Annotated in this window: 11 protein-coding genes; 5 read left to right on the forward strand and 6 right to left on the reverse strand. The window is 64.7% G+C overall.

Annotation, left to right across the window (positions count from 1 at the left end):
- The first annotated feature begins 88 nt into the window (after positions 1–88).
- The 3 genes from NAV27_RS10060 (at position 89) to NAV27_RS10070 (ending at position 2,251) form a co-directional block, all read left to right on the forward strand.
- Positions 89–1,366 carry a bifunctional O-acetylhomoserine aminocarboxypropyltransferase/cysteine synthase gene (locus NAV27_RS10060; protein ID WP_102828991.1) on the forward strand — a complete coding sequence of 426 codons (1,278 nt, stop codon included), beginning with the start codon at positions 89–91 and terminating at the stop codon, positions 1,364–1,366.
- Between the two features lie 78 nt (positions 1,367–1,444).
- Complete coding sequence (gene trxC / locus NAV27_RS10065; protein WP_043298850.1) at positions 1,445–1,879, forward strand: thioredoxin TrxC; 435 nt, start codon at positions 1,445–1,447, stop codon at positions 1,877–1,879.
- Between the two features lie 78 nt (positions 1,880–1,957).
- The gene (locus NAV27_RS10070) at positions 1,958–2,251 is read left to right on the forward strand and encodes a hypothetical protein (protein WP_043298848.1); all 294 of its coding nucleotides are present in this window, start codon (positions 1,958–1,960) and stop codon (positions 2,249–2,251) included.
- Positions 2,252–2,267: 16 nt separating this feature from the next.
- Here NAV27_RS10070 and NAV27_RS10075 read toward each other — a convergent pair whose 3' ends face one another.
- Both NAV27_RS10075 and NAV27_RS10080 read right to left on the reverse strand, forming a co-directional pair.
- Positions 2,268–4,121 carry an Lnb N-terminal periplasmic domain-containing protein gene (locus NAV27_RS10075; RefSeq protein WP_102828992.1) on the reverse strand — a complete coding sequence of 618 codons (1,854 nt, stop codon included), beginning with the start codon at positions 4,119–4,121 and terminating at the stop codon, positions 2,268–2,270.
- 67 nt (positions 4,122–4,188) lie between these two features.
- Positions 4,189–4,677, reverse strand: a complete 489-nt coding sequence (locus NAV27_RS10080; protein WP_008568296.1) for a DUF3015 domain-containing protein — start codon at positions 4,675–4,677, stop codon at positions 4,189–4,191.
- Positions 4,678–4,946: 269 nt separating this feature from the next.
- Here NAV27_RS10080 and NAV27_RS10085 point away from each other — a divergent pair, with 269 nt between their 5' ends.
- Positions 4,947–5,372 (forward strand): hypothetical protein, encoded by a 426-nt coding sequence (locus tag NAV27_RS10085; RefSeq protein ID WP_008568297.1) that lies wholly within the window; start codon positions 4,947–4,949, stop codon positions 5,370–5,372.
- 48 nt (positions 5,373–5,420) lie between these two features.
- On the opposite strand, the gene NAV27_RS10090 is transcribed toward NAV27_RS10085, so the two are convergent.
- Positions 5,421–6,320 (reverse strand): LysR family transcriptional regulator, encoded by a 900-nt coding sequence (locus tag NAV27_RS10090; protein ID WP_008568298.1) that lies wholly within the window; start codon positions 6,318–6,320, stop codon positions 5,421–5,423.
- 147 nt (positions 6,321–6,467) lie between these two features.
- On the opposite strand from NAV27_RS10090, the gene NAV27_RS10095 reads away from it, so the two are divergent.
- Positions 6,468–7,748, forward strand: a complete 1,281-nt coding sequence (locus NAV27_RS10095) for an MFS transporter (protein ID WP_008568299.1) — start codon at positions 6,468–6,470, stop codon at positions 7,746–7,748.
- Positions 7,749–7,793: 45 nt separating this feature from the next.
- Here NAV27_RS10095 and hemE read toward each other — a convergent pair whose 3' ends face one another.
- From hemE to gltB, 3 genes are all read right to left on the reverse strand, one after another.
- Positions 7,794–8,858, reverse strand: coding sequence for a uroporphyrinogen decarboxylase (gene hemE, locus NAV27_RS10100; RefSeq protein ID WP_102828993.1), 1,065 nt, complete (start codon positions 8,856–8,858; stop codon positions 7,794–7,796).
- A 121-nt stretch (positions 8,859–8,979) separates the two neighbouring features.
- The gene (locus NAV27_RS10105) at positions 8,980–10,398 is read right to left on the reverse strand and encodes an FAD-dependent oxidoreductase (protein ID WP_008568301.1); all 1,419 of its coding nucleotides are present in this window, start codon (positions 10,396–10,398) and stop codon (positions 8,980–8,982) included.
- Between the two features lie 111 nt (positions 10,399–10,509).
- Positions 10,510–14,955 carry a glutamate synthase large subunit gene (gene gltB / locus NAV27_RS10110; RefSeq protein WP_102828994.1) on the reverse strand — a complete coding sequence of 1,482 codons (4,446 nt, stop codon included), beginning with the start codon at positions 14,953–14,955 and terminating at the stop codon, positions 10,510–10,512.
- Between the last annotated feature and the right edge of the window lie 14 nt (positions 14,956–14,969).

The following is a 14,969-nucleotide window of genomic DNA, read 5'->3' on the forward strand; positions in this document are numbered from 1 at the left end:
ATCCCGTGCCGCTTGCGCTGAGTCATTGATCCGGCGCGCATTCCGTTTCAAGCTCCGGTTTTTCGTCGAACAACAACAGGAGCGCGACATGAAACTGGAAACCTTGGCCATCCACGCCGGTTACAGCCCGGACCCGACCACCAAGGCGGTCGCCGTACCGATCTACCAGACCACGTCCTACGCCTTCGACAATACCCAGCATGGCGCCGACCTGTTCGACCTCAAGGTGCCGGGCAACATCTATACGCGCATCATGAACCCCACCACCGATGTGCTCGAACAGCGCGTCGCGGCGCTGGAAGGCGGGGTTGCCGCGCTGGCGGTAGCGTCGGGGATGGCGGCGATCACCTACGCCATCCAGACCATCGCCGAAGTCGGCGACAACATCGTCTCGGTGGCCAAGCTCTATGGCGGCACCTACAACCTGTTCGCCCATACTCTGCCACGCCAGGGCATCGAAGTACGCTTCGCCCCCCACGACGACATCGCCGCGCTGGAAGCACTGATCGATGAGCGCACCAAAGCGGTGTTCTGCGAGTCCATCGGCAACCCGGCCGGCAACATCATCGATATCCAGGCCCTGGCCGACGCCGCGCATCGCCACGGCGTACCGCTGATCGTCGACAACACCGTCGCCACGCCGGTGCTCTGCCGCCCCTTCGAGCACGGTGCCGATATCGTCGTGCACGCGCTGACCAAGTACATGGGCGGCCACGGCACCAGCATCGGCGGTATCGTCGTCGACTCCGGCAAGTTCCCGTGGGCGCAGCACAAGACGCGATTTCCCCTGCTCAACACACCGGATGTCTCCTACCACGGTGTGACCTACACCGAGGCCTTCGGCCCGGCGGCGTTCATCGGCCGCTGCCGTGTGGTGCCGCTGCGCAATATGGGCGCGGCGATCTCGCCGTTCAATTCGTTCCTGATCCTGCAGGGTCTGGAAACCTTGGCGCTGCGCATGGAGCGCCACTGCGAGAATGCGCAGAAGGTCGCCGAGTTCCTGCAGGCCCACCCACAGGTGGCCTGGGTGAAGTACGCCGGGCTGGCGGACCATCCCGAGCACGGCCTGGCGCGCCGCTATATGGGCGGTCGCCCGGCATCGATTCTCTGCTTCGGCATCGTCGGCGGCATGGAAGCCGGCGCCCGCTTCATCGACGCGCTGAAACTGGTCCTGCGCCTGGTCAACATCGGCGACGCCAAGTCGCTGGCCTGCCACCCGGCAAGCACCACCCACCGCCAGCTCAACGCCGAGGAACTGGCGCGCGCCGGCGTCTCCCAGGACCTGATCCGGCTGTCGATCGGCATCGAGCATATCGACGACATTCTCGCCGACCTCAGCCAGGCGCTCGAAGCCGCCCAGGCCTGACCGCCGCCCGCGGCGCGATCCTTGATATCGCGCCGCGCGGCTCCACATTATTCGGCATATCGCCTGTGGAGCCTCGCCATGACCGAGTCACTGATCATTCCCTGCGCACACTGCGCCGGCCTCAACCGGATTCCCGCCAACCGCCTGCACGACGCGCCGCATTGCGGCCGCTGCAAGGCCGAAGTCCTGCCGGACAAGCCCTTCGACCTGCAGCAAAGTCAGTTCGCCAGCCAGCTCAAGGGCGACTTGCCCTTACTGGTCGATGTCTGGGCCAGCTGGTGCGGCCCGTGTCGCAGCTTCGCCCCGACCTTCGCCGAAGCCGCCCGCCAGCTGCAGGGCCGCTGCCGCCTGGCCAAGCTCGATAGCGAAGCCAACCCGCAGCTTTCTACGCAGCTGGGTATCCGCTCGATTCCCAGCCTGCTGCTGTTTCGCGACGGTCGTGAGGTGGCTCGCCAAAGCGGCGCACTGCCATTGCCGCAGCTGCTGACCTGGCTGCGCCAGCACGGCATCTGACCGCAGGTCCGGAGCGCCTGAACGATCAGGACGGCGATTCGGTCCACCGCACAGATCCATCTGTCCGGAGACGCCCTCATGTTCGGCAATACCACCCGCACGTTTGAAGTGAACTACATCTACCAGAACGATCCGCGCGCACAGATCATCGAGTCGCAGGACGAAAGCCTGTCGAACGCCACGGCCGCTGCGCACCTGATCCGCCTGCATCATGCCGATGCGGAAAACGGTCTGGTGATGCCTGAAGCGGATGCCGCTGGCGAGGAGCTGCTCAGGCAGGCAGAGATTCTCGGCATCACCGATATCCGCGTGACCCGGCTGGTGCACGAGCACACGCCGGGCACTACGCCGGGCCACCATCAGCAGCCCTGATACACCTGCCGCCGCTTCAGTAGAAGTACCAGCGCAGCTGAACCTGAAACTCCGTTTCCGGTTCGGCACGGTGACTGAAGCTGCGCTCAAGGCCGACCCGCAGGCCGGCGGTGTCACGCAGCTCGAACTGCTGAGCGAGGCTGATCCGCCGCCGCACCTCGCCGTTGTGGAAGTAGTCGCCGCGCGCCTCCAGCAGCAAGTTGCCGGCGCCGTTGCGCCAGAGCAGCCCACTGTCGAAGCCCGCTGCCGGACTGATCACCGCGCCGAATTCCGGATGGTGCTCCAGGCGCGCGGTGGCCAGGGCGAAACCGAGCAGATCCTCGCGCAGCTGCCAGGTGAAGCCGCCGCCGCCATTCAGATGACCGACCAGCCGATCGTCGCCGTCGCCCTCGGCAATCCGCTCCAGCCCCGCCGCGATCTGCCACGACCACGGCCGCAGCAGCGGCGTGAGTGGCGTCAGCGAGCGGATTCCAGCCAGGTCCAGCCGCTGCAGCTTCCAGTGGTTGCCCTCGTACTGACGCAGACGCAGCTGGGCGATCTCGATCTGTGCGCCGAGCGGGAAGCCTTCCAGGTTGTCGATCAGGTCGTGATAGGCCATGCGCAGCCCGTATTCGGCGAAGGCCCGCTCATCGCGGCTGCCGACGCCGAACTGCAGGGTGCGCGATTCATGGCCGTTTTCCGGCAGCACCGGGCGCTCGACGTCCAGGCGCGGCGGCGGGTTGCGATTGATCGCCTGCAGCAGACGGTAACTGTGCGCGGCATTCGCCGGATCGCGCTCCTCACCAGTCACCCGGTAGCGCACCAGGCGATAGGCGCCGTCCTGAATCAGTGCCCGCCGCTCGCTCGGCAGCGCCTGGAAATCGTCCCGTTCGAGCTGCTGAGGATCGTCGGCCAACTGGCGTACCCAGCGCAGCTCCTCGCTCTCGAGCGGTGCGGTACGGGTCAGCAGTTCACGCTCGCGCGACGGCCGATAGTCGATGTCGGCGACCAGCCCGGCGTCGATCACCGCGCGCACGGTATCGGCCGGAATGGCGGTCAGCGGGAACTGTGCAGTCAATCTCAGGCCGGGCCGGGCAACCTCCAGCAGTTCAAGCAGACGGTAGGAACAGTTCTCGTCGAAGAAGAAGTAGTCGAAGCGAATCTGCTTGAGCTCCCAGACATGCTCGAGCATTCGGCCCGTTTCGTCCGGCGTCAGATTCAGCCGGTACTCCCACAGATCACGATTCTCCAGGCGGCTGTATTCGCCGATCTTCTCGCGGTAGGGCAAGAGCGAGAACAGTCCCGGATAACCGCCCATCAGGCCCTTCCATGCGTAGAGGACGCTGTTGTCCATCCCTTCGATGTAGGCGCCGAAGTTGAGTGCCGAACTCAGCAGCGGACTGCCCTGGGTATCGATATCGGCTTGGTCGATGCGCAGCAGGGTGTGGCCGAACATCGACGACGGGCTGTTGAGATAGGCCGCCGGAAAGACCAGCACGGTACTGTGCGGCGCGACGTCGGCGTACCAGGTGCGGAACTCCTTGCACTCGACGGTCGGCAGGTCGGTAAGGCTCAGCCGCTCGCGCAACCAGCGCGTGCGCGCCGGGAAAACACACTGGGGGTGACGGTCGCCAGCGCTCGCCGGCGCGTAGAGCGCGGCAAGGGTCGCCGCCAGCTCGGCAGCAGGATCATGTTCACCGCCGTCGGCCAGGAAGAAATCGTCGTCATCGACATAGCTGCGCCAACCGCCCAGCTTGCCGCTCTCGTAATGTCCGAGCGAGTGCCAGTAGGGCTCGTCGGCCAGCGATCGCAGCGTGGAATCGTCAGGTGGGGCAGACAGCGCGAGGGTGCTCGCGCTACAGAGCGCCAGCAGTAGCAGGGGTCGAAGCATATTCGGCCAATGGCAAGCAGATACGAAAGTGCCCGCCGGAGCGGGCACGAGAGAAGGAGCGTGAAACTCAGGCCTGCTCGGCGTACTGAGCCAGGCGAGCGTCCTGCTTGAGCACCGCCAGGGTGGCGGCATGCACCTGCTCGGCGGTCACGTCAGCGGAGCTGAAGATCTCGTCGAAGTGTGCCTGGGTGACGCTGGCGAAATGCGCGCGATCCTCGGGCTTGATGCCGAGGACGACGGCGTAGGTGGTCAGAGCCTCACCTTCGCCCATCGCCATGTCTTCGGACAGCTCGGTCATGATGCTGCCCAGCACGATCATGGACTTGCCGTTGTACTGCAGCGCGCCATCGGTCGAGCAACCGTTGGTGCCGGAGGTCATGCCGAAGGTGGCGTTACCGGAAGTGCCGTTGGTGGTCGAAGCCACCAGGTGGGAGGGCAGGCCGCGCTGGCCTTCGAACAGCATGTTGCCCCAGCCGCAACCTGGGCCACCCGGTGCGGTGGCGAAGGCACTGGCCGATGCGGAGAGGAGCAGGGACGCTAGCAGAATCCGTTTCATGATCGTTCTCTTGTGCGTGAGGAAAAGGCCGGCGCCCTCGCCGGCTGCGGTGTAGCTTTGGCAGAGCGGCGAGCGGTGTCAAGCCAGAAAGCCATTCGCTGCTGAATGGTTCAAGCTAAAGCGGTTGCAGCCACGCATCCACCCCTCGTCGGCGCACACCAAAAGAACAGATACCTGCGCAAAATCATGTCAACTTGCCATCACACCATGATAGCTTCCGCGCCGCGCGTCACGGAGCGCGCATGAAAAACAGACAACAAGGAGCTGTCGTGAAACTCACCCCTATTCTTCTCGCTGGTGCGATCCTGGCTTCCACCGGCTGCGCGAGCGGCCTGAATTCTTATCAGGAATCCGAGCTGCGCCACTTCGAAGCCGCCGGCCTGGCGGTCGAGGAAAAGAGCCCAGCGCTGGGTACCGCGCTGGGTCTGCTTCCCGGCGGCGGTTCGTTCTACGGTCGTGAGTACGGCCTTGGCGTGGTCAATCTGCTGTTCTGGCCGCTTTCCATTCTGTGGGATCCGGTCAGTGGCCACAGCGCAGCGGAAACCATCAACTACCACGCCACCAAGCATCACGTCAGCAAGTTGGAAAATGGCGAGCTGGACAAGCTGGAAGACCAGCTGGCACAGAACCAGATCGACATGACCCAGTTCACCCTGCAGAAGCGCAAGATCGAAGCGAAGTACCGCTACAACTGATCGAGCGCTCCGTGCCGGCCCTCAGCCGGCACGGACTCTCACTGCACGCTAGCGGGCAGCAAGCGCCTCACGCGTGACCAGCTCGATGAAGGCGCGCGTCAGCGGTGACTGCTCCTGACGGCGCTTGACCAGCCAGACGGCGGTGGTCGCGTCCTTGTCCAGCAGGGTACGAAATGCCACGCCGTCGATGCGGATGCGCTGGAACGACGCCGGCAGCACCGAAACCCCCAGCCCAGCAGCGACCAGGCCGATGATGGTCAGCGCCTCGTTCGCCTCCTGGGCGATGCGCGGGTTGAAGCCGGCCTGACGCGCCAGGTTGAGCAACTGGTCGTAGAGCCCGGTGCCGTAGCTGCGCGGAAAGAACACGAATGGCTCGGCGGCCAACTCGGCCAGGCAGATGCCCTCCTCGCTACCGCTCGCCAACGGATGGCCGGCGTGCATCAGCGCCACCAGCGGCTCGCTGAACAGCTCCGTGGTCTGCAGGCCGGCCGGCAGCGCGAACGGGCGGATCATGCCGACCTGCAGCGTCTCATCCTGCACCGCCTCCACCACCTGCTTGCTGGTCATCTCCTGCAGCGCCAGATGCACGGCTGGAAAGGCTTCGCGGAAAGCCAGAATCGCCCGCGGCAGAATCGAGGTGAACGGCGCCGAGGAGGTGAAACCGATCTGCAGCTCGCCGATCTCGCCCTGATTGGCGCGGCGCACCACATCCACCGACTTGTCGACCTGCACCAGCGTGCGGCGGGTTTCCTCGAGAAACAGCCGACCGGCATCGGTCAGCGAAACCCTACGGTTGGTGCGATCGAACAGGCGCACCCCCAGCTCGGCTTCCAACGCCTGGATCTGCTGGCTCAGCGGCGGCTGGGAAATGCGCAGCAGCTCGGCGGCACGGCCGAAGTGCAGCTCCTCGGCCACAGCGACGAAATACCGCAAATGGCGTAGCTCCATGACGACCTCTTTGATTCGCCAATCATATTGATTGGGTCGAATAATATATTGGAAACATTAAACAAAGCTCCCTATCGTTCTCCTTATCAGCCTGCGATCCCGACGCTCAACGAACGTCGAGCGGGTGAACGACAGCGAGAATCGGCGATGAACAGTTTCCAGTGCGCGACCGGCGAGCCGGCTCAACCCGACGCGCAGCCCTCCCCCGACGCCGTGGACCGCGCCGCCTTCACGGAGAAGGGCACACCACGCTTCACCCGCACCGTGCTGGCGCTGTTCGCCGGCGGCTTCGCGACCTTCGCCCTGCTCTACTGCGTGCAACCGCTGATGCCCATGCTGTCGCAGGCGTTCGCCATCAACGCGGCGCAAAGCAGTCTGGTGCTGTCGTCCTCGACCATCACCCTGGCGATCGGCCTGCTGCTCACCGGGCCGATCTCCGATGCCATCGGGCGCAAGTCGGTGATGGTCACCGCGTTGCTGGCCGCCGCGCTGTTCACCCTGCTCAGCGCGGTGATGCCCGGCTGGCATGGCGTGCTGTTGATGCGTGCCCTCGTCGGACTGGCACTGAGCGGACTGGCGGCGGTGGCGATGACCTATCTGAGTGAGGAGATCGATCCACGGCACCTCGGCCTGGCGATGGGCCTGTACATCGGCGGCAATGCGATCGGCGGCATGAGCGGCCGGCTGATCAGCGGCGTGCTGGTCGATTACCTGCCGTGGCAGAGCGTACTGACGGTGATGGGCGGGCTGGCGCTGTTAGCCGCACTGCTGTTCTGGCGCTTTCTGCCCGAATCGCGGCACTTCCGTCCGCGCCCATTGCGTCCGCGCGGGCTGGTGCAGGGCTACGCCATGCACTTTCGCGATGCCGGCCTGCCGTGGCTGTTCCTGCAGGCATTCCTGCTGATGGGCAGCTTCGTCACGCTGTTCAATTACATCGGCTACCGGTTGATCGCCGCGCCGTTCGAGCTCAGCCAGACGCTGGTCGGCCTGCTGGCGGTGGTCTACCTGTCGGGCATCTACAGCTCGGCGCAGGCCGGTGCGCTGGCCGACCGGATCGGCCGGCGCAAGGTGCTCTGGGCGATGATCGTGCTGATGCTGGGCGGGCTGGGGCTGACGCTGTTCGATGTACTGGCAGTCATCCTGCCGGGCATGCTGCTGTTTACCTTCGGCTTCTTCGGCGCGCATTCGGTAGCCAGCAGCTGGATTGGCCGCCGCGCCACCCAGGCGCGGGGTCAGGCGTCGTCGCTGTACCTGTTCGGCTATTACCTGGGCTCCAGCATCGCCGGAACGCTGGGCGGGCTGTTCTGGCATGCCGGCGGCTGGATTGGCGTAGGCCTGTTCATCGCCGCCCTGCTGCTGGTCTCGCTGCTGGTCGCGCTGCATCTGGCACGCTTGCCGGCCACGCCGGAAAACCACGCACGCGGATAGCAAAACGCCCCGCATGAGCGGGGCGTTTTGTCGTGCGCCAGGTGCTTAGCGGTGGTACTGCGCCGACAGCTCGTGCACGGCCTCGATGAACGCGCCGGCGTGCGCCGGATCGACTTCTGGGGTGATGCCGTGACCAAGGTTGAACACGTGGCCGTTGCCTTGGCCGAAGCTGGCGAGGATACGGCCAACCTCGGCACGAATCGCCTCCGGCTTGGCATACAGCACGCTGGGGTCCATGTTGCCCTGCAGCGCGACCTTGTCACCGACCCGCGCACGGGCGCTGCCGATATCGCAGGTCCAGTCCAGACCGAGTGCCTCGGCACCGGCATCTGCCATCGACTCCAGCCACAGCCCGCCGCCCTTGGTGAAGAGGATCACCGGCACGCGGCGGCCGTCATGCTCGCGGATCAGCCCGTCGACGATTTTCTGCATGTAAGCCAGGGAGAATTCCTGGTAAGCCGCCGCCGACAGGCTGCCGCCCCAGGAGTCGAAGATCTGCACGGCCTGCGCGCCGGCACGAATCTGGCCGTTGAGGTAGGCGGTGACCGATTGCGCCAGCTTGTCGAGCAGTGCATGCATCGCCGCCGGATCGCTGTAGAGCATCGCCTTGGATTTGCGGAAATCTTTCGACGAGCCGCCTTCGACCATGTAGGTCGCCAGAGTCCAGGGGCTGCCGGAGAAGCCGATCAGCGGCACGCGGCCGTTGAGTTCGCGGCGGATGGTGCGCACGGCGTCCATCACGTAACCCAGATCCTTTTCCGGATCGGGGATCGGCAGCGCGTCGATGTCCGCGGCGCTGCTGACCACCTTCTTGAAGCGCGGCCCTTCGCCGGTCTCGAAGTACAGCCCAAGACCCATGGCGTCCGGCACGGTGAGGATGTCGGAGAACAGGATCGCCGCATCCAGCGGATAGCGATCCAACGGCTGCAGGGTCACCTCGCAGGCCAGCTCCGGATTCATGCACAGGCTCATGAAGTCGCCGGCCTTGGCGCGGCTGGCGCGGTATTCCGGCAGGTAGCGGCCGGCCTGGCGCATCATCCACACCGGGGTGACGTCGACAGGCTGCTTGAGCAGGGCACGAAGGAAGCGATCGTTCTTCAAGGTGGTCATGGCGGGGTCCCGGCAAAAAAGTGCCGTGCATTGTCGCAAAGCGGAAAACAAAAGGCACGGCGAGTGCCGTGCCTTTTCCGCGAGCTTGATTCATGTCAGGCGCGGCGCGCCCGGCACGGGCTCAGACGCCGAGGTAATCCATGATCCCTTCGGCGGCCTGCCGGCCTTCGTAGATCGCCGTCACCACCAGGTCGGAACCGCGCACCATGTCGCCACCGGCGAAAATCTTCGGGTTGGCGGTCTGGTGCTTGAATTCACCCTGCGCCGGCGCGACCACGCGGCCCTGGTTGTCGAGCTGCACGCCCTGGGCCTCGAACCACGGTGCCGGACTCGGGCGAAAGCCGAAGGCGATGACCACCGCATCGGCCGGCAGCACCTGCTCGGAACCGGGGATCGGCTCCGGGCTGCGACGACCGCGGGCATCCGGCGCGCCGAGACGGGTCTCGACCACCTTGACGCCTTCGACCCGGTCCTCGCCGACGATGGCGATGGGCTGGCGGTTGAAGAGGAACTTCACGCCCTCCTCCTTGGCATTCTTCACTTCGCGACGCGAACCCGGCATGTTCGCCGCGTCGCGGCGGTAGGCACAGGTCACGCTCTTGGCGCCCTGGCGGATCGAGGTGCGGTTGCAGTCCATCGCGGTGTCACCACCGCCGAGCACCACCACCTTCTTGCCCTTCATGTCGATGAAGTCATCGGCAGACTTCTCGAAACCGAGGTTGCGGTTGACGTTGGCGATGAGGAAGTCCAGCGCGTCGTGCACGCCGGGCAGGTCCTCACCGGGGAAGCCACCCTTCATGTACGTGTAGGTGCCCATGCCCATGAATACCGCATCGTATTCGTCGAGCAGCTGCTCGATGCTGACGTCCTTGCCCACCTCGGTGTTCAGACGGAACTCGACGCCCATGCCGCTGAAGATCTCGCGGCGGCGACTGAGTACGGTCTTCTCCAGCTTGAACTCGGGAATGCCGAACGTCAGCAGGCCACCGATTTCCGGATTGCGGTCGAACACCACCGGCGCCACGCCGTTGCGTACCAGCACGTCGGCGCAGCCCAGACCCGCCGGGCCGGCACCGATGATGGCGACGCGCTTGCCGGTCGGCTTGACCTTGGACAGGTCTGGCCGCCAGCCCATCGCGAAGGCGGTATCGGCGATGTACTTCTCCACCGAGCCGATGGTTACCGCACCGAAACCGTCGTTCAGGGTGCAGGCGCCCTCACACAGGCGGTCCTGCGGGCACACGCGGCCGCAGACTTCCGGCAGGGTATTGGTCTGATGCGCCAGCTCGGCGGCGGCGAGAATGTTGCCCTCGGACACCAGCTTCAGCCAGTTGGGGATGTAGTTGTGGACCGGGCACTTCCACTCGCAATAGGGATTGCCACAGCCCAGGCAGCGGTGCGCCTGCTCGCAGGCCTGCTGCGGCTTGAAGGGTTCGTAAATCTCGACGAACTCCTTCTTGCGCTGGCGCAGCAGCTTCTTCTTCGGATCCTTGCGCCCGACCTCGATGAACTGGAAGTCGTTATTCAGACGTTCAGTCATTTCAAAACCTCTCAACAGCAGCGGCCAGCCACAGGCTGCAAACCGCATGACGATCACGGAGCCGTGCCTCACGCCGCTCGGGTCGTGAGGCTCGCGGCTTTAAGCTGCTTGTTATTGCGGGTTGGCCCGAGTGCTCGACAGCAGCGAGGCCAGGTTGGCCGCCTTCGGCTTCACCAGCCAGAAGCGCCGCAGATAGTCGTCGAGATTTTCCAGCAGCTCAGCACCCCACTCGCTCGCGGTTTCGGCGACATACTCGCGCAGCACGCCGTGCAGGTGGCTGCGATAGGCCTCCATCGCTTCGCCGGTGATGCGCTGCAGATTCACCAGCTCATTGTTGACCCGGTCAATGAAGCTGTTGTCCATATCCAGCACGTAGGCGAAGCCGCCGGTCATGCCGGAACCGAAGTTGTGCCCAGTCTTGCCCAGCACGCAGACGAAGCCGCCGGTCATGTACTCGCAGCAGTGATCGCCGGTGCCTTCCACCACGGCATGCGCGCCGGAGTTACGCACCGCGAAACGCTCCCCGGCGGTACCCGCCGCCAGCAGCTTGCCACCGGTCGCGCCATACAGGCAGGTGTTGCCGATGATGGCGGTGTCCTGCGAGGCATAGGCGCTGTTTTTGGGCGGGGTCACGATCAGCTTGCCGCCGGTCATGCCCTTGCCCACGTAGTCGTTGGCATCGCCTTCGAGATAGAGGTTCAGGCCGCCGGCGTTCCACACGCCGAAGCTCTGCCCCGCCGTGCCCTTGAAGCGGAAGGTGATCGGCGCCGCGGCCATGCCCTGGTTGCCGTGCAGGCGTGCAATTTCACCGGATACCCGTGCGCCGATGGAGCGATCGCAGTTGCAGATTTCCAGATCGAATTCGCCGCCGCTCTTGGCTTCGATCGCACCCTTGGCGAGTCGCACCATTTCCTCGGCCAGCAGGCCCTGATCGAACGGTGGGTTCTTCTCCACCTCGCAGAACTGCGGTTTATCGGCCGGAATATTGCTGCCGCCGAGCAACGGCGTCAGGTCGATATTGCCCTGCTTGGCGGTTTCGCCGGGCAGGATTTCCAGCAGATCGGTGCGCCCGATCAGCTCGCCGAGACTGCGCACGCCGAGCTTGGCTAGCCACTCGCGAGTTTCCTCGGCAACGAACTGGAAGAAGTTGACCACCATCTCGACGGTGCCGATGAAGTGATCCTTGCGCAGCTGCTCGTTCTGCGTGGCGATGCCGGTGGCGCAGTTGTTCAGGTGGCAGATGCGCAGGTACTTGCAGCCCAGCGCGATCATCGGCGCGGTGCCGAAGCCGAAGCTCTCGGCACCGAGGATCGCCGCCTTGACCACGTCGAGGCCGGTTTTCAGCCCGCCGTCGGTCTGTACTCGTACCTTGCCGCGCAGGTCGTTGCCGCGCAGAGTCTGGTGGGTTTCAGCCAGACCTAGTTCCCACGGCGAGCCGGCGTAGCGGATCGAGGTCAGCGGCGAGGCGCCGGTACCGCCGTCATAACCGGAGATGGTGATCAGATCGGCGTAGGCCTTGGCGACGCCGGCGGCGATGGTGCCGACGCCGGGCTCGGCCACCAGCTTGACCGACACCAGCGCGCGCGGATTGACCTGCTTGAGATCGAAGATCAGCTGCGCCAGGTCCTCGATGGAATAAATGTCGTGGTGCGGCGGCGGCGAGATCAGCGTCACGCCTGGCACCGCGTAGCGCAGTCGCGCGATCAGACCGTTGACCTTACCGCCGGGTAGCTGCCCACCTTCACCAGGCTTGGCGCCCTGAGCCACTTTGATCTGCAGCACCTCGGCGTTGATCAGGTATTCCGGCGTGACGCCGAAGCGGCCGGTGGCGACCTGCTTGATCTTCGAGCTGCGCTCGGTGCCGTAGCGTGCCGGATCCTCGCCACCCTCGCCGGAGTTGGAGCGCGCACCGATACGGTTCATCGCCGCGGCGATCGCCTCGTGCGCCTCTGGCGACAGGGCGCCCAGGGAGATACCGGCGGAATCGAAACGCTTGAGGATCGAATCCAGCGGCTCGACCTCTTCCAGCGCCAGCGGCTGCTCCGCCAGTTTGACGCCCAGCAGGTCACGCAGCATCGATACCGGACGCTTGTCGACCAGCGCACTGTATTCCTTGAAACGGGCGTAGTCGCCCGACTGCACGGCCGCCTGCAGGGCGCCGACCACGTCGGGGTTGTAGGCGTGGTACTCGCCACCATGGACGAACTTCAGCAGACCACCTTGCTGGATAGCCTTGCGATTGTTCCAGGCCTCGTCGGCCAGTGCCTTCTGCTCTGCCTCGAGATCGACGAAACGCGCGCCCTGGATGCGGCTGGCGACGCCGCGGAAGCTGAGCTCAACCACTTCTTCAGCCAGTCCGATCGCCTCGAACAGCTGCGCGCCGCGATAGGACGCGATGGTCGAGATGCCCATCTTCGAAATGATCTTCAGCAGGCCCTTGGAGATGCCCTTGCGGTAGTGCTTGAACACCTCGTACAGATCGCCGAGCACTTCGCCGGTGCGGATCAGGTCGCTGAGCACCTCGTAGGCGAGGAACGGATAGACCGCGGTGGCGCCGAAGCCGATCAGCACCGCGAAATGGTGCGGATCGCGTGCGGTGGCGGTTTCCACGAGAATATTGCAATCGCAGCGCAGACCGGTTTCCACCAGGCGATGGTGCACCGCGCCAACCGCCAGCGAAGCGTGCATCGGCAACTTGCCCGGTGCGATGTGGCGGTCGCTGAGCACCAGCAGAACCTTGCCAGCGCGCACCGCTTCCTCGGCCTGCTCGGCCAAGTTGCGCACCGCAGCCTCCAAGCCCAGGCTCTCGTCATAGTTCAAATCAAGGAAATGGCGCTCGAAGCCGGGGCGATCGAGTTCCATGATGGTCCGCCACTTGGCCGGCGAGATCACCGGCGTGGTCAGGATCGCGCGGTTAGCGTGATCGGCGGTTTCCTCGAAGACGTTGCGCTCGGCCCCCAGGCAGGTTTCCAGCGACATGACGATGGCTTCGCGCAGCGGGTCGATCGGCGGGTTGGTGACCTGCGCGAACTGCTGGCGGAAGTAATCGTAGGGTGAACGCACGCGACGCGACAGCACGGCCATCGGCGTATCGTCGCCCATCGAGCCGACCGCCTCCTGACCTTGCTCGGCCAGCGGGCGCAGGACCTGATCACGCTCCTCGAAGGTGACCTGGAACATCTTCATGTACTGCTTGAGCTGGTCGACGTCGTAGACCGCCGAGCCATGGTCGTTGTCGTCCAGGGTCGACTGGATACGCAGCGCCGTGCCACGCAGCCACTTCTTGTAGGGATGCTGGGCTTTCAGGCGGTTGTCGATGTCGCTGGTATGCAGAATCTGGCCGGTGTGGGTATCGACGGCGAGAATCTGACCCGGACCGACGCGACCCTTGGCGATGACATCCTCAGGCTGGTAGTCCCATACACCCACCTCAGACGCCAGGGTGATATAGCCATTCTTCGTCGTCACCCAGCGCGCCGGGCGCAAGCCGTTACGGTCCAGCAGGCATACCGCGTGGCGACCATCGGTCAGCACCACGCCGGCCGGCCCGTCCCAGGGCTCCATGTGCATGGAGTTGTATTCGTAGAACGCGCGCAGATCGGCATCCATCGTTTCGACGTTCTGCCACGCCGGCGGAATGATCATGCGCAGGCTGCGGAACAGGTCCATGCCGCCAGTGACCAGCAACTCGAGCATGTTGTCCATGCTTGAGGAGTCGGAACCGGTGCGGTTGATCAGCGGTGCCAGGCTTTCCAGATCCGGCAACAGTTCGTTGGCGAACTTGAGCCGCCGCGCCTGCGCCCAGTTGCGGTTGCCGGTGATGGTGTTGATTTCACCGTTGTGCGCGAGATAGCGGAACGGTTGGGCCAACGGCCAGCGCGGCAGGGTGTTGGTGGAGAAACGCTGGTGGAACACGCAGATCGCGGTCGCCAGGCGCTCATCACCGAGATCCGGATAGAACTGCGCCAGATCGGCCGGCATCATCAGGCCTTTATAGATGATGTCCTTGTCCGACAGACTGCAGACATAGAACTCTCGGTCGGCCAGAGCGACCTCAGCCCGACGGCGGGCGAAGAACAGCTTGATGCCGAAGTCACGCTCGGACAGGCCGGCGCCCGACACGTAAATCTGCTCGATGCGCGGCAGGCGCTCGAGGGCGAGGCGGCCAAGTACGCTGGTGTCCACCGGCACTTCACGCCAGCCGACCAGCGTCAGCCCTTGTGCCGCAACCTCTTCGTTGAGGCGCGCACGCGAAATGTTGGCTTCGCTGGGATCCTGGCTAAGGAAGATCATGCCGACCGCATACTGATCCGGTAGCTCAGTGGCAAAGTGCTCACGGGCCATGGCGCGCAGGAAAGCGTCCGGCTTCTGCATCAGCAAGCCACAGCCGTCACCGGTCTTACCATCGGCATTAATGCCGCCGCGGTGAGTCATGCAAGTGAGCGACGCAATTGCGGTTTTGAGCAGGTGATGGCTTGCCTCGCCCTGCATGTGGGCAATCAGACCGAAGCCGCAGTTATCCTTGAACTCTTCAGGACGAAACAGACCTGCTCTCATAGGCACTCCACCAG

The organism is Stutzerimonas degradans (assembly GCF_024448505.1).
Lineage (GTDB): Bacteria > Pseudomonadota > Gammaproteobacteria > Pseudomonadales > Pseudomonadaceae > Stutzerimonas > Stutzerimonas degradans.